This is a genomic window from Actinorhabdospora filicis (genome assembly GCF_030269765.1).
Taxonomy (GTDB): Bacteria; Actinomycetota; Actinomycetes; order Mycobacteriales; family Micromonosporaceae; genus Actinorhabdospora; species Actinorhabdospora filicis.
This window is the reverse complement of record NZ_BSTX01000001.1, coordinates 982,452-1,001,447: the sequence shown is the minus strand read 5'-3', so window position 1 is coordinate 1,001,447 and position 18,996 is coordinate 982,452. Positions and strand designations below refer to the sequence as shown.

The window sequence follows — 18,996 nt, the reverse complement described above, 5'->3', positions numbered from 1 at the left end:
CCCGCCGCCACGTGGACTACGGGCGTACCCGCAGCGCCATCTGTACCCCCGGTGCATAGTCGCGCCTGAGAATCCCCGTCATTCCCTTTTTCTCCGGGCGCGCGCCGATCCGTGCGCCGGACGAATCCCGTGTGCGATCGAGCGTGTGCCGATCTCATGCACCGGGAGCACCCTTTGAGCACCACCGCGTCGGTCCGCAGCAAGCACAATGCGAAGGGGCAGGGCCAGTGGGCCCTCGGCCACACCGAGCCCCTGAACCCCAATGAGCAGTCCAAAAAGGACGACAACCCGCTCAATGTGCGGGCCCGGATCGAGAACATCTACGCCCACCGCGGCTTCGCCTCCATCGACCCCTCCGACCTGCGCGGGCGCTTCCGCTGGTGGGGCCTGTACACCCAGCGCAAACCCGGCTTCGACGGCACCTTCACCGGTGTCATGGAGCCCGAGGAGCTGGAGGACGAGTACTTCATGCTGCGCGCCCGCATCGACGGCGGGCAGCTGTCGGTGGCGCAGCTGCGCGCGGTGGCGTCCATTTCCACCGACTTCGGGCGCGACACCGCCGACGTCACCGACCGGCAGAACGTGCAGTACCACTGGATCCGGGTGGAGGACGTGCCCGAGATCTGGCGGCGGCTGGAAGAGGTCGGACTGTCCACACAGGAGGCCTGCGGCGACTGCCCGCGCGTGGTCCTGGGCAGCCCCGTCGCGGGCGTCTCCGGCGACGAGGTCATCGACGCCACCCCCGCCATCGACGAGATCACCGCCCGCTACGTCGGCGACAAGAGCCTGTCGAACCTGCCCCGCAAGTTCAAGACGGCCATCTCGTGGCTGCCCGACATCCCTTACGAGACCAACGACATCTCGTTCCTGGGCGCGGTTCATCCCGTCCACGGGCCCGGCTTCGACCTGTGGGTCGGCGGCGGCCTGTCCACCAACCCGATGCTGGCGCAGCGCCTGGGCGTCTGGGTGTCCCTTGAGGACGTCCCCGCGGTCTGGCTCGGTGTCACCGAGATCTTCCGCGACTACGGCTACCGCCGCCTGCGCAACCGGGCCCGGCTGAAGTTCCTGGTCGCCGACTGGGGCGTGGCGCGCTTCCGCGAGGTCCTGGAGACCGAGTACCTCAAGCGCAAGCTCGACGACCTCGACCCGCCGGTCACGCCCCCGGCCCTGCTGGACCACATCGGCGTCCACCGCCAGACCGACGGGCGCTACTACATCGGCGTCGCACCGGTCGTCGGGCGCGTGTCGGGCACCGTGCTGTCCCAGATCGCCGACATCGCCGAGCGCTACGGCAGCGACCGCGTCCGCACCACCCCCATGCAGAAGCTGCTCATCCTGGACATCGCCGAATCCGATGTGGACGCCGCGGTGGCCGACCTGCGCGAGATCGGCCTCTACGCCGACCCGTCCCCGTGGCGGCGCTCCACCATGGCCTGCACCGGCATCGAGTTCTGCAAGCTCGCCCTGGTCGACACCAAGGAACGCGCGGCCACCACCATCCTCCAGCTGGAGCGGCGGATGCCCGATGTGGACACTCCACTGTCGATCCACGTGAACGGCTGCCCCAACGCCTGCGCCCGCACCCAGACCGCCGACTTCGGCCTCAAGGGCCAGCTCGTCATGCACGAGGGCAAGCGCGTGGAGGGCTTCCAGGTCCACCTCGGCGGCGGGCACGCCCGGCACGCCGGCTTCGGCCGCAAACTGCGCGGCCACAAGGTCGCCGCCGAGGAACTGCCCGACTTCATCGAGCGCGTCACCGGCCACTACCTGGACCAGCGCGAGGACGGCGAGGCCTTCGCCGACTGGGTCACCCGCGCCGAAGAGAAGGACCTCCAGTGAGCCGCGTCGTCCCCTACCACTGCCCCTACTGCGGAGACGAGGACCTGCGTCCGCACGCCGAGAGCAAAGGCTACGAATGCCGTTCCTGCGCCCGCGTGTTCACCGTCCGCTTCCACGGCCTCGCCTTCGACGAGGCACCCACTCCCTCGGCAATACCGGCACCCGAAGAGGAGACCGGCGATGAGCCCCACTAACGAGCGCGACCCCTACGAACTGCGCGACCTGGCCCTGCGAGCCGGGCGCGAACTGGAGAACGCCACCCCCCACCGCATCGTCGAATGGGCCGCCGGCGAGTTCGGCGAGCGCTTCTGCGTGACCTCGTCCTTCGCCGACGCCGTCCTCGTCCACCTCGTGTCGAGCGTCGCGCCCGGGGTGGAGGTGGTCTTCCTCGACACCGGCCTGCACTTCGACGAGACCCTCGACGTGCGCGAGACCGTCCGCCGCACCCTCCCGGTGACCGTGCGCTCGGTGACCCCCGCCCGCACCGTCGGCCGCCAGGACGGCGAGTTCGGGCCCCGCCTATGGGACCGCTCGCCCGACGAGTGCTGCCACATGCGCAAGGTCGAGCCCCTCGACAACGCCCTCGCCGACTACGACGCGTGGGCGGCCGGGCTGCGCCGGGACGAGTCGAAGAGCCGCGCCGGCACCCGCGTGGTGGACTTCGACGCCAATCGCCGCAAGGTGAAGGTCGCGCCCATCGCGAGCTGGACCCAGTCCGATGTGGACGCCTACATCGCGGCCAACGACATCCCCGTCAACGAGCTGTTCAACCGCGGCTACGGCTCGGTGGGCTGCTGGCCGTGCACCCGCCGCGTCGCGCCCGGGGAGGACCCGCGCGCCGGGCGGTGGGCGATGTTCGACAAGGAAGAATGCGGGATCCACCTGTGACCCCGCTGGTCCTGATCGCGCACGGCAGCCGGGACGGACGCTCCTCGGCCGTGGTGCGCGAGATCGCCGCCGAGCTGGGCGCGCACGCGTCCTTCATCGACTTCGACGAGCCGTCCCCCGTGACGCTGCTGACGTCGCTGGACGAGGCCGTCGTGGTCCCGCTCCTGCTGACCGACGCTTTCCATTCTCGTGTGGACGTCCCGCGCCTTGTGGCTGAGGCGCGGGAACGCCGTCCGCGCCTGCGGGTGGAGGTGACCGCGCCGATGGGTGGCGCCCACCTCGTCCCCGCGCTGGCCCGGACTCTCCCGCCGCACGACGCCGTCGTGCTCGCCGCGGCGGGTAGCCGGGACCCGAGGTCGCTGGCACACGTCGGCGACATGGCCCGGCGGCTGGCCGCGCACACGGGGGCGATGGGTAGCCCCGCGTACGCGGCCGCCGCCGAGCCGGACGTGGCCACCGCCATCGCCGGGCTGCGCTCGCGCGGCGCCCGGCGGGTGGCGGTGGCGTCCTACTTCATCGCGCCCGGCCTGCTGTACGAACGCGTCCGCGCGGACGCCGTCGCGGCCGGCGCCTGGGTGACGCCCCCACTGGGCGCCTGCCCGGAGCTGCTGGCGGCGGTGCGATGGAGGTATGAGCGGGCGGTCGCCGGGCCGGTTCCGGTGGCCGCCTAGGCGGGCGGGGAGGCCGCGCGCGACCGCGTCTCCTGGTCGCGCGCGGCCATGTTCTTCGCCGGGCATGTCGTGATGACGCCCACCCGGGGCATGGGCGTGCCCTGACGGGGGTACGGACGGTCCTAATGTGCCGACCCATGCCCGCTCCACACCCCGTGCTCGCCCCCGTGCCCGAGATCGCCGCGCCCCCGGGCGGGGCGAAAGACGCGTACTTCTCGAACGCGAAGCTCATCCTGATGGTCCTGGTGGTGTGCGGGCACGCCTGGGAGCCGCTGCTGACCGGACGGGAGGGCCTGCTCAGGTCGGTCTACCTGGCCGTGTACCTGCTGCACATGCCCGCCTTCGTGTTCGTCTCCGGGCATCTGTCGCGCGGTTTCGAAAGACGGCCGCGGCAGCTGAGAGGCCTGGTCACCGGCCTCATCGCGCCTTATGTGCTCTTTTCGTTCCTGTACGCGCTGGTGCGGTGGCGGACCGAAACGCCGGCCTTCACCTGGGACCTGTTCGATCCCTGGTACCTGATGTGGTTCCTGCCCGCGCTGTTCGTGTGGCGGATCACCGCGCCGATCTGGCGGCTGGTGCGGTTCGCGCTGCCCATCGCCGTGCTCGTCTCCATCGGGGCGTCGCTGGTGCCGGTCCCGACGGTGCTGGACCTGGGCCGGATCCTGCAGTACCTGCCGTTCTTCGTGGCCGGGCTGGTGCTGGAGCCGCGTCACCTGCGGGCCCTGCGCAACCGCGCGGTGCGGCTGGCGGCGCTGGCGGCGTCCTGCGGTGTGCTGGCGGTGGTCTTCGCCGTGGCGCCGCACGTCTCGCTGCGGTGGGGCTACTTCCGCTACTCCCGGCTGGTCGGCGACTTCGGGACGAACCTGTCGCTCAAGGTGGGCGCGCTGGCCGCGGCGGCGGTGCTGGTCGTCACGTTCCTGGCCTGGGTGCCCGGGCGGGGACGGGCCTGGACCGCGCTCGGCGAGCGCACCCTGTACGCGTACCTGCTGCACGGCCTGGTCGTCCGTGTACTGGCCGGGCGGACCGGTTTCTTCGAGTGGGCGGACGGCCGGCTCGGCACGTTCCTGGTGACGCTGTCGGCGGCGGCCCTGGCGCTGCTGCTGATGACCGCGCCGGTCTCGCGGATGCTGCGCCCGATCGTCCAGCCCTCGCTGACCTGGTTGTTCGGGCATGACCCGGCCCCCGCCTCAAGACCTGGAGAGAGACGGGGGCCGGGCGGTAACGGCACTACCACCAGCACCAGCAGTGCCAGCCCCACCACCCCGCGATGACCGCTACTCCCAGTCCGACGTTCACGAGCATGACGTCCTCCTAGAGGGCCGCCCCCACTCCCGAAGGGGCGGCTTTGTCGGGTGCACACGCCCGCGCCACGGCGGCTGCGAACGTGCATGAACCGTAAAACGAACCGGCCTCACAAGTCAGTCCATATCCCGACATATACATCTCTGTCGATGTCCCAGTACCTCGATGATCGAATCCGCCGGGAGCTAGACTGAATGGCTTCATTTTTTAGGGTCATGGCCGCGCAGGGGAGTTGCACAAGTTGAGTCAGAACGGGCATCCGGGGGGAACGGACACGGCGGCCAGAGATGCCGAGATCGCCCAGGAGCAGGAGCACGTCGACACCGTCTACGGCCGGCTCGACGAATTGCGGGCGGTGGCCGTGCGGGCCGAAAAGGACGGTTACAACTTCTCGCACGCCAGAGTGCCCGGCGCACAGTACGAGCGCGACGTCTTCGTCTACCAGGCCGCCAAGCGGCTCCACACCCTCGACGCCGAGCACGAGGGCCTCGTCTTCGGGCGCCTCGACCTCGACGGCGACATCACCCGCCACATCGGCCGCATCGGACTGCGGGACGCCGCCCAGAAACCGCTCCTGCTCGACTGGCGCGCACCCGCCGCCGCACCCTTCTACCGCGCCACCGCCGCCGACCGGATGTCGGTCATCCGACGCCGCGTCATCCGCAGCAGCGGACGCACCGTCCTCGACATCTCCGACGACCTCCTCGACACCGAACACGGCGAGGGCGAACTCAGCGTCATCGGCGACGGCGCCCTCATGGCCGCGCTCGCCCGCGCCCGCGGCGAGCGCATGAAGGACATCGTCGCCACCATCCAGCGCGAGCAGGACGAGGCCATCCGCGCCGAAGCGCGCGGCGTCACCATGATCAGCGGCGGACCCGGCACCGGCAAGACCGTCGTCGCCCTCCACCGCGCCGCCTACCTGCTCTACGCCGACCGGCGGCGCTTCGAAGGCGGCGGCGTCCTCGTCGTCGGCCCGTCCACGGTCTTCCTGCGCTACATCGAACGCGTCCTGCCCTCCCTGGGCGAGGACGCCGCCGCGCTCTACGCCCTCGGCGAGTTCGTGGACGGCGCCAAGGCCGTGCGCCAGGACGCCCCGGCGGTCGCCGCCGTCAAGGGCGCCATGCGCATCCGCAAGGTCCTGTCCCGGGCCGCGCGGCTCACCCCGCCGACCGCGCCCGAGACCCTCACCATCGTCTACCGCGGCCAGGTCCTGCGCCTGGGCGAACCCGAGCTGACCGCCGCCCGCCGGGCGGTGCACGCACGCAACCTCCAGCACAACCACGCCGTCACCGAGGCCGGGCGCGCGCTGCTGATCGCCTTGTGGCGCAAGGCGAAGGAGCGCATCGAAAGCGGCCTCGTGCCCGCCGAGTTCTCCCGCGAGGTCGGCCACCGCAACGAGTTCCTGGACTTCCTGCACCGCTGGTGGCCCGAACTCGGCCCGGAGACCGTCCTGCGCTGGCTGGGCGACCCGCGCCTGCTGGGCCAGGCGTCCCAGGGCGCGCTGACCCGCCGCGAGGTCGAGCGCGTCGCAGCGTCCCTGACCGAAACCGACTGGTCGGTCTCCGACATCCCGCTCCTCGACGAGCTCGCCGGACTGCTCGGGCGCCCCAAGGCACCCAAGGCCGCCCGCGAGAACCTCGGCGACGGCATCCAGGAGCTCACCACCGTCCAGGACCGCCTCTTCACCCGCGCCGCCCGCAGCGAACGCGGCGCCGACTACGACGGCTACGCCCACGTCGTCGTCGACGAGGCCCAGGACCTGTCCCCGATGCAGTGGCGCATGCTCGGCCGCCGCGGACGCCAGGCGAGCTGGACCATCGTCGGCGACGCCGCCCAGTCCAGCTGGCCCGACGCCGGTGAGGCCCGCCGCGCCCGCAACGAGGCCCTCGGACGCCTCCCGCGCCGCGAGTTCCACCTCACCACCAACTACCGCAACTCCGCCGAGATCTTCGAATACGCCGCCGAATCCATCCGCGAATCGGTGCCCGACGCCGACATCCCCAAGGCCGTCCGCCGCACCGGCGCCGTCCCGGTGGAGCTGCGCGTCCCGCACGGCGAACTCCCCGCCACCGTCGCCGAACGCGTCAAGGAACTCCTCGGCCAGGTCGAGGGCACCGTCGGCGTCATCACCCCCGCCACCGAACGCGACCAGGTCGCCGGCTGGCTCGAACCCGACGAGCGCGTGCACGTCATGACCGCACTGGAATCCAAGGGACTGGAGTTCGACGCCGTCGTCGCCGTCCGCCCCGACCGCGTCGCCGCCGAGTCCGGACCCGGTGTCCGCTACGTCGTGTTCACCCGGGCCACCCAGTTCCTCACCGTTGTCAATAGTCTTTGATTAACAGCCGGAATACGGCGGGCGAATGGTGAATGAGCGCCGAACGGACGTGTGAATAAACGGTTCCCGGATTTCCGGGAACCGTTTTTCATCGCTATTGTTCGGGGCATGCCAAGGCCCGATTCGGTTCGCCCTCTCCGGATCCTCATGGTCGTCGTCACCGACTACCGCACCGATGCCCGCGTCCGCCGCCAGGCCGAGGCGCTCGCCGGGCGAGGCGACGAGGTCACCGTGCTCGCCCTCCAGGTCGGCGAGCGGCCGGTGACGTCGACGGTGAACGGCGTCCGCGTGGTGGAGCTGCCGATCCGCAAGTACCGCGGCGCCTCGGCGGGGGCGTACCTGAAGCTCTACGGGCGCTTCAGCTGGCACGCGCTGCGGTGGGCGGCCAAGAACCGGCAGCGCTTCGACCTCGTCCAGGCGCACTCCATGCCGGAGACCCTGGTCTTCTGCGGACTGCCGCAGCGCCTGCGCGGGCTGCCGGTGCTGCTCGACGTCCACGACCTGACCTCGAAGACCTTCGAGGAGAAGTTCGCCTCGCGCCCGGCGCTGCTGGGTTCGGTGCGCGCCTCCGAGCGGGCGTCGATGCGCTTCTCGACCGAGGTCATCACCGCCAACGAGCCCTACGCCGAGATGCTGCGCGGGCTCACCTCGACGCGCGTGACGTCGGTCCTCAACTGCCCCGACGACGCCATCTTCCAGCGGCGCGAATGGAAGGACTGGACGCCCGGCGGCGAGATCGTGGCCGGATACCACGGCCTGATCGCCGAACGGCAGGGCGTGTTCCAGGCGGTGGAGGCCGTCGAGCGGCTGCGGACGGAGTTCCCCGGCCTGCGCCTGCGCATCCGCGGCGCCGGGGACGACGCCCCGCGCCTCCACGAGCACATCGCCAAGCTCGGCGCCGGTGACCGGGTCGCCTTCGACGACACCCCCATCGCCGTCACCGACCTGCCCGCCGAGCTCGGGAACCTCCACGTCGGACTCGTCCCGCACCAGCTCGGGCCGCTGACCCGCGACATCCTCCCCAACAAGATCATGGAGTACGCCGGCGTCGGCGTGCCGATCGTGACCTTCCGCAACGCCACCGTCGAGCGCTACTTCGACGAGCGCGCGGTGGTCTTCGCCGACCCCGCCGACGGACCCGGGCTCGCCACCGCGATCGCCGACGTGGCCCGCGACCCGGAGGCCGCCCGCGTCCGCGCCGACCACACCCTCAAGCTCATGGAGGACCGCATGTGGAGCCGCCAGCGCGACACCTACTTCGAGGTCATCGACCGGATGACGGGCCGGTGAAGAGCTCCCTCGTCAGCTCCTCCGGCAGCGTGCTGACCACCAGCTCGGGGGCGTAGGGGCGCATCCGCTCGGTGACCGTCCCGGCGTCACCGGACTCCACCATCATCAGGACGTGCGCCGCGCCCGGGCTCAGCTCGCCCGCCATCTGCTCCACCAGCCGCTCGTCCACCCCGATCGCCCCGGCCTTGGCCAGCGCCGCCCCGGCCGCCGCGCCCACCGTCAGCCCGAACACCGGGATCGCCGCCAGCGCGCCGACCACGACCCCTGCCACCGCGCCACCGGCGGCGCCCTTCCGCGCCGGATGCCGCGCGTGGGCGACGTGGATGCGCCCGTCCTCGCGGCGGGTGATCAGCGCCAGGTCCTCCAGCACGAGGGCGCCCTCGTTGCGGAGCAGGTCCAGCTGGCTCATCGCCACCTGGGCGGCGGATTCGGCGGGGAAGCCCAGAACGACGAGATCGGCCATGAGGCCATCCCATCAGAGCCGCCCGGGCCGCGGGGCGAAATCGGATGGACCGGGCGTGTGGGCGGTGTTAGCTTCCGCGCGTGGAGATCTTCCGGATAGACCCCCTCGATGAGGCCGCCCTGTCCGCCAACCACGCCGCGATGTCGGCGGGACTGGCGTTCGGGCGCGTGGACCCGCCGATCTGGAGCCTGGACGAGGTCCGGGTCAACCTGACGCACGAGGGCTCGTCGTACCAGCGTGAGCTGTACTCGGCCGTGGTCGACGGCGAGGTCGTCGGCGGCGCCCAGATCGAGATGCCGATGCGCGACAACCTGAACCTGGCGCAGGTCGAGGTCGCGGTGCGGCCGTCGTCCCGTCGCCAGGGTGTCGGGACGGCGCTGCTGGAGGCCGTAGCGGCGCGGACCGCCTCGCTCGGGCGGACCAGCCTGCTCGGCATCGTCAACCAGCCCGTCTCGGACGAGCCGGCGGCCGGCGTGACGTTCGCCGCCCGGCACGGGTTCACCTGGCGCAACACCGAGATCCGGCGGTCCCTGCCGCTGCCGGTGCCGCCCGCGCACCTCGCGGAGTTGGAGGCGAAGGCGGCCGCCCGGGCGGGTGAGTACCGGCTGGTGTCGTGGGCCGGGGCCTGCCCCGAGGAGTGGGTGGAGCAGTTCGCGTACCTCAAGTCGATGCTCATGACCGACGCCCCGACCGGGGAGATGGACTACGAGCAGGAGATCTGGGACGCCGAGCGCGTACGGGCCGACGAGGCGAAGACCGAGGCGCAGGGGCGGAAGTGGGTGACCACGGTGGCGGTCGCGCCGGACGGGACGCTGGCGGGGAATACGCAGATCGGGGTTCCGGGGCATGAGTCGCGGACTTTTCAGTGGGACACGCTGGTTCTTGAGGTTCACCGGGGGCATCGGTTGGGGTTGGCGTTGAAGGTGGCCAACTTGCGGCGGCTCGCGGAGGTGGCGCCGGGGGCTACGTCGGTGGAGACGTGGAATGCGGAGCAGAACGGGCCGATGGTGGCGGTGAACGAGGAGATCGGGTTTCGGGTGGTGGAGGGGTTGCAGGAGTGGCAGAGGGGGTAGGGGGCCAGTCTCGCTACCACCCCCGCCTCGCCCACCTTTCTCATCACCCTTAGCCCGAGCCGGTCTCCCCGCGCTTCTTGCCCCACCCCGCGGATCGACCGTCCTCTATTCGCCACATCGGCGCTATGACACGGTCGCCGTCTGGTCAGGGCTTTCAGCCCTAGGACCCGACCAGGGGTGCGGCCCCTGGACGCCGGACCTCTCTCGGGAGGCGTCTCCTCCTCTGGCCGGCCAAAGCGACGCTGAACGAGGAACCCCGGGGTGTCAAGACGGAAGAGCTGTCTTGACACCCCGAGAACCCTCGTTCTGAAACCACGTCTGGCCGACCGACGGAGGATCCACCTCTCCTATCCCGAGTCACCCCAGCGGATCTGGTCTCGGGGCCGTGTTGTCTTGCGGCTTACGGGCCGTCTCGGTGCGGCTCTACTACAACGAGCTTTTGTCCCCACCCGGGTTTTGACCCCGTAGCAGGCCAGTCGCCTTGCCCGGCTTCAGGCCGCGTCGTGCTACGCATCGCACCCGGCTTGGTTTGCGTCTTGCGTGCGCCTTCTAGTGGGCTTCGGACACGGGCTATCCGGGGTGCCCGGGTCTTGCCTCCGTCGCCGGTCCGTCTGCTCGCCTTCGAATAGGTCGCGCTCCACCCCTTCGCCGCGCTCCAGCCGTTCGATCGCCGCCCGCAGCCGTTCGGTGTTCCGGTCGTGTTTCTTCACTCTTGTGTCATAGCACGCTAAACCGCCCCGGCGGGCGTGGGCGCCGGGGCGGTGGGAGGGGCACCCCGCTGCCGGTACGGGGTGCCCGTGGGTTGGGCGATCGCTGGCTAGACCGTGAGGGTCCAGGTGTCGATCTTGCCGGTGTCGGCGGAGGCCTTGTCGGCTACTTCGAGCTTCCAGGCGCCGTTGGCGGTCTCGCTGGACAGGTTGACCGTGTAGGTCTGGTTGATGTTGTCCGCGGAGCCGCCGGCTCGGTTGTGCAGGACGTAGCGGGAGCCGTCGGGCGCGATCAGCGTCACGATGAGGTCGCCGATGTAGGTGTGAACGATGTGGACCTCGACCTTGGAGGAGCCCGAGGCCGCGCCGGAGCAGCCGCTCGCGGTCACGGTGCTGGTGACCGTGGTGTTGTCCGGGATGTTCACGTCGGTGCCGTTGGTGAAGGACTTGCCGCAGCCGCCCGGGGGTACCGTGCCGGTCAGCTGGTCGAGGCCCGCCTTGATGTTGGTGTACATGCCGCTGACCTGGCTGTAGACGCCGGGCTTGCCGGGACGGGCGCAGCCCTCACCCCAGGACACGATGCCGACCTGGATCTGGGTGCCGTTGACCGTCTTGGTCATGGGGCCACCGGAGTCGCCCTGGCAGGTGTCCACGCCGCCCTGGGTGAGGCCGGCGCAGATCTCCTCGGCGTCCACGAGGCCGGAGTAGCTGCCGCCGGCGGCCTTGCAGGTCGCGTCGGAGATGAAGGGGACCTGCGCCTTGAGCAGGTAGCGCTGCTGGGCGCCACCCTCGGAGGCGGCGCCCCAGCCCATGATGTTGAACGTGCCGTTGTCGTTGCTGCCATCGGTGGCCAGCGTGGCGAGCGGGACGTTGTTCACGGGGCTGGCGAGCTTGATGAGCGCCCAGTCCTTGCCCGTGCCGTTGTAGCCGGGGGCCTGTAGGACGTAGGTGGAGTTCACCTTGATCGCGGTGGAGTCCTGGAGGTCCACGACGCCGAGGGTGGCGGTGATCGAGGTGTTGTTGCCGGTGCCGCTGACGCAGTGCGCGGCGGTCAGCACGACCTGGGGGTGGACGAGGGACCCGCCGCAGCCCATGGACAGGCGGACCATCCACGGGAACTCACCCAGTGCGGCGCGGGTGCCGCCCACGACGTTGGTGCCGGGATCCGACGCCTGAGCAGGTGCGGCCGCCACGGCGCCCGCCACCAGGACACCCGCGAGCGCGACGAGCACGAGCCGCGCGGCGGTACGCAGTGCTAATTTCACTGTAAGTGGTGCTTTCCTCACGGAAACTCCTTAAGGACACCGTCCGTGTCGCACCCGCCGGTGGATGTGACCGTGACGGACTGGAAGGAAACATAGCGGCACTACTCGGACAGGTCAATATCGAGCAATCTCGATGTCACCGAGGTTTCTGCGGGATTTCCCTTGTCCCACCGGAAGAATCACCTTGTCGGTTTGTTGACAGTGGACGATGTGTCCGTGCCGGGGTCCTGACGTGGCACGATGACCGACGCGCCGTCGCCGGGCGCGCTGAGCACGTCGGCTTCGATCCCGTAGAGCCGTTTGACCAGTTCGCCGGTCAGAACAGCGCGCGGGACGCCGTCGGCGAGCACTCGTCCGTCGGCCATCGCGACCAGGCGGTCGGCGTACCTCGCGGCGGCGGAGAGGTCGTGGACGACCATCACCACCGTGGCGTTCCGTCCGGCCGCGATTCTTCTTATCAGTGAAAGGACCTCGACCTGGTGGCCCAGATCGAGGGCGCTGGTGGGTTCGTCGAGCAGGACGACGGGGGTGGCCTGGGCGAGGATCATCGCCAGCCAGCAGCGTTGCCGCTGGCCACCGGACAGCCGGTCGAGGCGGCGGTCGGCGAGATCGGCGACGCCGGCGGCCTCCAGCGCCTCGCGGGCGGCGTCCTCGTCCTCGCGCGACCACTGGCGGAACAGGCCCTGGTGCGGATGGCGGCCGTGGGCGACCAGGCCGCGCACGGTGATCGCCTCCGGCGCGGTCGGCTGCTGGGGGAGCAGCGCCAGATCGCGGGCGAGCGCGCGGGGTGTACGCCGCCGGATGTCGGTTCCGCCGAGGGTGACGCGCCCGGCGTCCGGGCGGTGCAGGCGGGCGGCGCAGCGCAGCAATGTGGACTTGCCGCAGCCGTTGGGGCCGACGATCGCGGTGACGGTGCCGGGGGAGGCGGTCAGGTCCACTTCGGACAGCACCCGCCGGGGGCCATGGGCGGCGGAGAGCCCTTCGACCAGGAGTTGCAAGAGTCAGTCCTTTCCGGACAGCAGTACCCACAGCAGGAACGGGCCGCCCAGCAGCCCGGCGAGCACGCCGACCGGCACCTCCACCGGCCCGAAGGCGCGCCCGAGGGTGTCGGCGCAGACCACCAGCAGCGCGCCGGTGAGGGCCGAGGCCAGGACGGGTACGCGGATGTTCCCGGCGAGCCGTGCGGCCAGGACGGGCGCGGCCATCGCGGTGAAGGCGATCGGGCCGCCGACGCCGACGGCGAGTCCGGCCAGCAGGACGGCGATGGTGAGCGCGTAGAGCCGCCACCGTCCGGGGTGGACGCCGAGGCCGGTGGCGGTTTCGTCGCCGTAGCGCAGGACGTTCAGTCGCCGCGATGCCAGCAGTGCCAGTGGGACCAGCACCGCCAGCCCGAGCCCGACGGGGACGGCGACGTCGTAGCCGCGCGCGTTGAGGCTGCCGATCGTCCAGCCCCAGACCCCGCGCGCCACGTCGATGGGCTGGCGGGCGAGCACGAGCTCGGTGACGGCGTCGATGGTGACCGACAGGGCGAGTCCGACGACCAGGACGCGGTATCCGGTCGGGCCCATGCCCCCGGCGATGAGGACGACGAGGGCGGCCGCGGCGATCGCGCCGAGCGGTCCGGCCCACCATGCCCCGATGGTGGCGGTGGTGGAGCCGAGGACGGTGACCAGGACGCCGACGGTGGCGCCGTCGTTGACGCCGGCCAGGTCGGGGGTGGCGAGCCGGTTGCGGGCCAGGGTCTGGGTGAGGCAGCCGGCCAGGCCGAGGGCGGCTCCGGCGACGGCTCCGGCGAGGGCGCGGGGGAGGCGGTAGGTGTGGACGGTGCGGCGGGCGAAGGGGTTCTCGCCGCCGAAGAGGGCCTCCACGGCCCGCCAGCCGACGGTCCGGCCGTTCCCGACCGCCACCGAGGCCACGATCGCGGCCGCCAGGAGGACGGCGATGCCGATCGCCACGAGGGTGCCGCGCTTGGGCAGCGCCAGCGACAGCCGTCCGGCGCGCAGGACGAGGGCGTCCGGCGGCCTCACGCGGGACCGCCCAGGGTGAGGGTGCGGTTGGTGCGCACCAGCCAGACCAGGACCGGGCCGCCGACCACGGCCAGCAGGATGCTCACCGGCGCCTCGTAGGGGCGGGCGACCAGGCGCGTGCCGATGTCGGCGAGGATGAGCACGACTCCGCCGCCCACTGTGGACAGCCACAGGACCGCGCCCATGCGCGCCCCGGCCAGTCCACGTGCGAGATAGGGCGCCAGGAGTCCCAGGAACGCGATCGGCCCGGCCAGCGCGACCGCCGCGCCGGTCAGCAGCGTGACCGCTCCGGCGGCGGCGATCCGGACGCGGCCCGGGCGGTGGCCGAGCCCGGCGGCCACGTCGTCCCCGAGCGACAGCGCCGACATCGGCCGCACCAGCAGGACTGCCGTGGCCATCGCGATCGCCACGAACGGCGCGACCCGCAGCACGTCCTTGACGGTGATGCCCGACAGCGAGCCCAGAACCCAGAAGCGGTACCGGTCGTAGCCCGCCGAGTCGCGGCTGAGCAGCCAGGCGGTGGCGCCCCGGAAGGTCGCCGACAGGGCCGCCCCGGCCAGCACCAGCCGCAGTGGCGAGACGCCCGCGCGCATCCCGGCGATGGCCAGGACCAGCGCGCTGGCCGCCAGCGCGCCCGCGAAGGCGAGGGCCAGGAACGCCGGGCCGCTCTCCAGGCGCCAGAAGGAGATCCCGGCGACCACGAACAGGGCCGCGCCCGCGTTCACCCCGAGCAGCCCGGTCTCGGCCAGCGGATTGCGGGTCACGGCTTGGAGGAGCGCGCCCGCCAGGCCGAGGCCGCCGCCGACCACGAGCGCGGCGAGCGTCCTGGGCAGCCGCAGGGAGCCCACGATCAGCGCGGTGTGCTCATCGGAGGCGATCCCCGTCAGGTGCCGCAGGGCGGCCAGCGGGCCGACGTCCCCGCCACCGATGAGGAGCGAGGCGGCCGAAGCGGTGATCACCAGGGCGACGGGCAGTCCCCAGATCACTGAATGCCTTGGCGACGGGCGCAAGGGGTGACCGTCCGGCGAGGATCGCATAAGGTGAGGCTAACCTAAGCCAGTCTGACGGCGATGCGCGCGGCCGTACCCGACATCTCCCTTTCTCAAAGGGAATCCCATGCCCCTCCAGCGATCCGGAGCAGACATGCGAACCACCCGTACGCTCACCGCGGCCCTCGCCATGGCCGCCGCGCTCGTCCTGAGCGCGTGCGGTTCCTCCGGCGGCGACGGCGACGGCGGAGGCGACCCGGCCGCCACCCGCGACGTCACCGACGTGACCGGCGCGGTCGTCAAGGTCCCCGCCGCCCCCAAGAAGGTCATCGCGCTGTCCGAACAGGACCTCGACGGCCTGCTCGCCCTCGGCGTCACCCCCGCCGGCACGGTCAACGGGCGCGGGCAGCAGGCCCCGCCGGCCTACCTGGGCGACAAGGCGTCCGGCATCAAGAGCGTCGGCAGCGTGGCCGAGCCCGCCCTCGACGCGATCAACGAGCTGGAACCGGACCTGATCCTGGCCGGGGGAGTCGCCGACGAGGCCCGGCTGAAGGCCCTGCGCGACATCGCGCCCACGGTGGTCACCTACAAGCCCGCCGACGACTGGAAGACCGCCTTCAACAAGGCCGCCGAGGCCGTCGGCAAGACCGACGCCGCCGCGACCTGGCTCCAGACCTACACGTCCACAGTGGAGGCGACGAAGACCGCGATCGCCAAGCATGTGGGGGAGAGCGTGAGCATCCTGCGCTGGAACCCCGACGGCCCGGTCATCATGCTCAAGGACTCCTTCGCCAGCCTCGTGGTCCAGGAGACCGGCCTGGTGCGGCCCGCCACCCAGCAGGAGCCCGGCTTCGCGCACACCGACGTGCTCAGCCTGGAGAACCTGGCGAAGGCCGATGGTGACTGGATCTTCGCCTCAACCCTCCAGCCCGGCAGCGCCGAGGCCCTCAAGCAGGCCAAGGAGAGCCCCGCCTTCGCCGCCCTGGGCGCGGTGAAGAACGAGCGCTTCACCGAAGTCGACGGGACACTGTGGACCTCGCGCGGCGGCCCGCTGGGCGCGCTCAAGGTCCTGGAGGACCTGGGGAAGCACCTGTCCGCGTGACCACCTGCCCATTCGCCGAGACCGAAGGAACCCGCATGCCCTCCTCCACCGCCGTGGTGGCCACCGACCGCGCCGGGCGCTACATCAAGCAGCTCTGCACGCACTTCGCCAAGAAGGCCGACTCGGAGTTCGACGACACCTCCGGCCGCACCGTCTTCGAGTTCGGCGTGTGCGACTACCGGGCCGAGGACGGCGTGCTGCACCTCACCGTCACCGGCGAGACCGAGGAACTGCTCGGCCGCACCGAGTACGTGGTCGCCGATCACCTGACCCGCTTCGGATCCCGCGACGGGCTCAGCGTCGTCTGGGCGCGGACCTAACTGTTCACGAACGCGTAGCAAGATCGCCCGCCGGGCGCAATCCGGTGTACGGGCCTCCTCGAAAGCGTGAAGGCGTTCCGCCCCACCTCTTTGAGGAGGCCCGACCTCAATGTCCACATTTGACAAAACCGGCCTCAGTCGCCGTCTGCTCCTCGCCGGTGGCGGCGCCATCGGCGTGGCCGCCACGATCGGCGCGGCCCCGGCGTCCGGCGCCGGTCGTGAGCTCCCCACCAGTCCCTTCACCCTCGGCGTCGCCTCCGGCGACCCCGACGACAACGGGTTCGTGCTCTGGACCCGCCTCGCGGTCGACCCGCACGCCGAGGACGGCATGGGCGGCATGCCCGACCGCGTCTTCGAAGTGCGCTGGGAGCTGGCCGCCGACGAGCGCTTCCGCCACGTCGTCCGCAACGGCGTCGCCACCGCCCGCCCGGCCTGGGGCCACTCGGTGCACGTCGAGCTGCACGGCCTGCGTCCCGACGCCTGGTACTGGTACCGCTTCCGGGTGGGACGCCACGTCTCCCCGGCCGGGCGCACCCGCACCGCGCCCTCCCGCTGGTCGAACCCGAACCTGCTGAACCTGGCCTTCGTGTCCTGCTCGCAGTTCGAGCACGGCTACTTCACCGCCTACAAGCGACTCGCCGAGACCGACCCGGACCTCGTCCTGCACCTGGGCGACTACCAGTACGAGTACAAGGCGGGCGTGTACAACATCCCCGGCGGCAACCCCCGCGACCACGAGGGTCCCGAGACCGAGACCCTGGCCAACTACCGGCAGCGGCACGCCCAGTACAAGACCGACCCCGATCTCCAGCAGGCCCACGCGGCGGCGCCGTGGGCGGTCGTCTTCGACGACCACGAGGTGGAGAACAACTGGGCCGGCGACATCCCCGAGGAACCGCACGACAACTGGTACGACCGCCGCGTCGCCGCCTTCCGCGCCTACTACGAGAACATGCCGCTGCGGCGGACCTCGGTGCCCAAGGGCCTCGACATCCAGATCTACCGCCGCCTCCAGTGGGGCCGCCTGGCGACCTTCCACATGCTCGACACCCGCCAGTTCCGCGACGACCAGGCCTGCGGCGACGGCTACCAGACCTGCCCCGAGGCCGACAATCCCGCCCGTTCCATCACCGGCCCCGAGCAGGAGGCCTGGCTCCTGGACGGCTTCCACCGCTCCGACGCGCGCTGGGACGTCCTGGGGCAGCAGGTGTTCTTCGCCCAGCGCGACCAGACCGCCGGTCCGGTGAAGAAGACCAGCATGGACGCCTGGGACGGCTACACCGCCTCGCGCCGGCGCATCACCCAGGGCTGGCTGGACGCTGGCGTCCGCAACCCCGTCGTCCTGACCGGCGACGTGCACTCGCACTGGGCCGCCGACCTCAAGCTCGACTACGACGACCCCACGAGCCGCACGGTCGGCTCGGAGCTGGTGTGCACGTCCATCACCAGCGGCGGCGACGGCAAGGACACCAACCCCACCGACAACGCCCAGCTCAAGATCAACCCGCACGTGAAGTTCTACAACAACCAGCGCGGCTGGGTCAGCGCGAAGGTGAGCCAGACCGAGATCAACGCCGACTTCATGGTCGTGCCATACGTCCACACCCCCGGGGCCGAGGCGCACGTCAAGGCGTCATTCGCCATCGAGGACCGCGTCCCCGGCGTCCAGCAGACCTACCTGCGCCCGGTCGACCCGGCCGCGCCCGGCCTGCGCTCCACACCTGACGAATTCGGCGACGGCTACTACGGCGACGGCTCCCCGACACCCTGATTCGCTGATACGCGGCACCTCCGCGCGCGTGCGCCGGTCTCTATCGTGCGAAACGAGACCGGCGCACGGCGAAGGGCCCGACGATGAAGACGCGACTGCTCGTCCTGGTCACTCTGTTATCGACGCTGCTCCCCGCGCCCGCCTTCGCGGCCGCCACCGACTTCGCGCTGCGCCTGGACCCCGGCGGCGGCGCGACCGAGCCGGGCGGCACGGTGCGCACCACCGTCATCGTCACCCGCGACGGCGACGCCCAGGACGTCACGCTGTCCGTGCCGCGCCCGCCCACCGGCGTCACCGCGTCCTTCTCCCCGCCGGTGGTGGCCTCCGGCGGCACCTCCGCGCTGACCCTCACGACCTCGGAGCTCACCCCCGTCGGCGGCTGGACGATCGTCGTGGAGGGCTCGGGGCCGTCCGGCACCCGGCAGACCGTCTACGGGCTCACCGTCGGCCACTTCGGGCCCTGCGACCAGTACGCCAACCGCGTCCCCGGCTCCCTGCCCGGCTCCGGCGCCACCGCCGTCCACCCGCGCGGCACCTACTTCGAGACGGCCGCGGCCGGACGCCACACCGCCTGCCTGTCCGGTCCCCAGACCGCCGACTTCGACCTCTACCTGCAACGATGGACCGGCTCGGCGTGGGCGACCGTGGCGTCCTCGGCCAAGACCGGCTCTGAGGAGTCGATCTCCTGGACCGGCGCGCCGGGCCGCTACCGCTACGGGGTGACGTCCTACTCCGGTTCGGGCGCCTACTGGTTCGGATACCGCTCGCCCTGACGCGGTCCGCTCGGCCCGGTGGGCGCACCCGTGCGTCCGATGTGCCCGCTTGACTCGCCGGGTTAGCGTCTATGCAGGTGGGGATGCTCAGGCGGGTTCCCGCCGCCGACACGTAAAGAACGTGCGCCCAGCCCAGATTCTCGGCAAAATGTGACCCAAGTCACGTATCTGTGGT

The 18,996-nt window shown here is 71.3% G+C and carries 17 protein-coding genes; 12 read left to right on the top strand and 5 right to left on the bottom strand.

Annotation, left to right across the window (positions count from 1 at the left end; genetic code table 11):
* Positions 1–156: 156 nt before the first annotated feature.
* The 7 genes from QSK10_RS04550 to QSK10_RS04520 all read left to right on the top strand — a co-directional run bounded on the left by QSK10_RS04550 (position 157) and on the right by QSK10_RS04520 (position 8,331).
* Entirely contained in the window at positions 157–1,839 is a 1,683-nt protein-coding gene (locus QSK10_RS04550) for a nitrite/sulfite reductase (RefSeq protein WP_432705290.1), read from the top strand.
* Positions 1,836–2,033, top strand: coding sequence for a hypothetical protein (locus tag QSK10_RS04545; protein WP_285662971.1), 198 nt, complete (start codon positions 1,836–1,838; stop codon positions 2,031–2,033). Before QSK10_RS04550 ends, QSK10_RS04545 begins: the two co-directional genes overlap by 4 nt.
* Positions 2,020–2,727 (top strand): phosphoadenylyl-sulfate reductase, encoded by a 708-nt coding sequence (locus QSK10_RS04540; RefSeq protein WP_285661304.1) that lies wholly within the window; start codon positions 2,020–2,022, stop codon positions 2,725–2,727. Before QSK10_RS04545 ends, QSK10_RS04540 begins: the two co-directional genes overlap by 14 nt.
* Entirely contained in the window at positions 2,724–3,398 is a 675-nt protein-coding gene (locus tag QSK10_RS04535; RefSeq protein ID WP_285661303.1) for a sirohydrochlorin chelatase, read from the top strand. Before QSK10_RS04540 ends, QSK10_RS04535 begins: the two co-directional genes overlap by 4 nt.
* A 137-nt stretch (positions 3,399–3,535) precedes the next feature.
* A complete protein-coding gene (locus QSK10_RS04530) occupies positions 3,536–4,669 on the top strand; it encodes an acyltransferase family protein (protein WP_285661302.1) in 1,134 nt (377 codons plus the stop codon).
* Positions 4,670–4,941: 272 nt separating this feature from the next.
* Entirely contained in the window at positions 4,942–7,041 is a 2,100-nt protein-coding gene (locus tag QSK10_RS04525; RefSeq protein ID WP_285661301.1) for a HelD family protein, read from the top strand.
* 108 nt (positions 7,042–7,149) lie between these two features.
* Positions 7,150–8,331, top strand: a complete 1,182-nt coding sequence (locus tag QSK10_RS04520) for a glycosyltransferase (RefSeq protein WP_285661300.1) — start codon at positions 7,150–7,152, stop codon at positions 8,329–8,331.
* Here QSK10_RS04520 and QSK10_RS04515 read toward each other — a convergent pair.
* Positions 8,306–8,794: a DUF1269 domain-containing protein gene (locus tag QSK10_RS04515; RefSeq protein WP_285661299.1), complete on the bottom strand. Its 489-nt coding sequence runs from the start codon at positions 8,792–8,794 to the stop codon at positions 8,306–8,308. The genes QSK10_RS04520 and QSK10_RS04515 overlap by 26 nt on opposite strands.
* 80 nt (positions 8,795–8,874) lie before the next feature.
* On the opposite strand from QSK10_RS04515, the gene QSK10_RS04510 reads away from it, so the two are divergent.
* On the top strand, positions 8,875–9,867 hold the full coding sequence (locus QSK10_RS04510; protein WP_285661298.1) for a GNAT family N-acetyltransferase: 993 nt from the start codon (positions 8,875–8,877) through the stop codon (positions 9,865–9,867).
* An 817-nt stretch (positions 9,868–10,684) separates the two neighbouring features.
* Here QSK10_RS04510 and QSK10_RS04505 read toward each other — a convergent pair.
* From QSK10_RS04505 to QSK10_RS04490, 4 genes are all read right to left on the bottom strand, one after another.
* On the bottom strand, positions 10,685–11,839 hold the full coding sequence (locus QSK10_RS04505; RefSeq protein ID WP_285661297.1) for a trypsin-like serine protease: 1,155 nt from the start codon (positions 11,837–11,839) through the stop codon (positions 10,685–10,687).
* A gap of 179 nt (positions 11,840–12,018) precedes the next feature.
* Complete coding sequence (locus QSK10_RS04500) at positions 12,019–12,837, bottom strand: ABC transporter ATP-binding protein (RefSeq protein ID WP_285661296.1); 819 nt, start codon at positions 12,835–12,837, stop codon at positions 12,019–12,021.
* 3 nt (positions 12,838–12,840) lie between these two features.
* Positions 12,841–13,866: a FecCD family ABC transporter permease gene (locus tag QSK10_RS04495; protein WP_285661295.1), complete on the bottom strand. Its 1,026-nt coding sequence runs from the start codon at positions 13,864–13,866 to the stop codon at positions 12,841–12,843.
* On the bottom strand, positions 13,863–14,852 hold the full coding sequence (locus tag QSK10_RS04490) for a FecCD family ABC transporter permease (protein ID WP_285661294.1): 990 nt from the start codon (positions 14,850–14,852) through the stop codon (positions 13,863–13,865). The genes QSK10_RS04495 and QSK10_RS04490 overlap by 4 nt, the downstream gene beginning before the upstream one ends.
* A gap of 157 nt (positions 14,853–15,009) precedes the next feature.
* Between QSK10_RS04490 and QSK10_RS04485 the strand changes: the two genes are divergently transcribed.
* The 4 genes from QSK10_RS04485 to QSK10_RS04470 all read left to right on the top strand — a co-directional run bounded on the left by QSK10_RS04485 (position 15,010) and on the right by QSK10_RS04470 (position 18,821).
* Positions 15,010–15,957 (top strand): ABC transporter substrate-binding protein, encoded by a 948-nt coding sequence (locus QSK10_RS04485; RefSeq protein ID WP_285661293.1) that lies wholly within the window; start codon positions 15,010–15,012, stop codon positions 15,955–15,957.
* Positions 15,958–15,992: 35 nt separating this feature from the next.
* Positions 15,993–16,277 (top strand): DUF2218 domain-containing protein, encoded by a 285-nt coding sequence (locus QSK10_RS04480; protein WP_285661292.1) that lies wholly within the window; start codon positions 15,993–15,995, stop codon positions 16,275–16,277.
* Positions 16,278–16,386: 109 nt separating this feature from the next.
* A complete protein-coding gene (locus QSK10_RS04475) occupies positions 16,387–18,048 on the top strand; it encodes an alkaline phosphatase D family protein (protein ID WP_285661291.1) in 1,662 nt (553 codons plus the stop codon).
* 83 nt (positions 18,049–18,131) lie between these two features.
* Complete coding sequence (locus tag QSK10_RS04470; RefSeq protein WP_285661290.1) at positions 18,132–18,821, top strand: hypothetical protein; 690 nt, start codon at positions 18,132–18,134, stop codon at positions 18,819–18,821.
* The last annotated feature ends 175 nt before the right edge of the window (positions 18,822–18,996 follow it).

Excerpts from the sequence above, each read along its gene's own strand:
- QSK10_RS04540 (WP_285661304.1), top strand. The coding sequence starts at position 2,020 with ATGAGCCCCACTAACGAGCGCGACCCCTACGAACTGCGCGACCTGGCC.
- QSK10_RS04520 (WP_285661300.1), top strand. The coding sequence starts at position 7,150 with ATGCCAAGGCCCGATTCGGTTCGCCCTCTCCGGATCCTCATGGTCGTC.
- QSK10_RS04475 (WP_285661291.1), top strand. The coding sequence starts at position 16,387 with ATGTCCACATTTGACAAAACCGGCCTCAGTCGCCGTCTGCTCCTCGCC.
- QSK10_RS04485 (WP_285661293.1), top strand. The coding sequence starts at position 15,010 with ATGCGAACCACCCGTACGCTCACCGCGGCCCTCGCCATGGCCGCCGCG.
- QSK10_RS04530 (WP_285661302.1), top strand. The coding sequence starts at position 3,536 with ATGCCCGCTCCACACCCCGTGCTCGCCCCCGTGCCCGAGATCGCCGCG.
- QSK10_RS04480 (WP_285661292.1), top strand. The coding sequence starts at position 15,993 with ATGCCCTCCTCCACCGCCGTGGTGGCCACCGACCGCGCCGGGCGCTAC.
- QSK10_RS04550 (WP_432705290.1), top strand. The coding sequence starts at position 157 with ATGCACCGGGAGCACCCTTTGAGCACCACCGCGTCGGTCCGCAGCAAG.
- QSK10_RS04470 (WP_285661290.1), top strand. The coding sequence starts at position 18,132 with ATGAAGACGCGACTGCTCGTCCTGGTCACTCTGTTATCGACGCTGCTC.
- QSK10_RS04515 (WP_285661299.1), bottom strand. The coding sequence starts at position 8,794 with ATGGCCGATCTCGTCGTTCTGGGCTTCCCCGCCGAATCCGCCGCCCAG.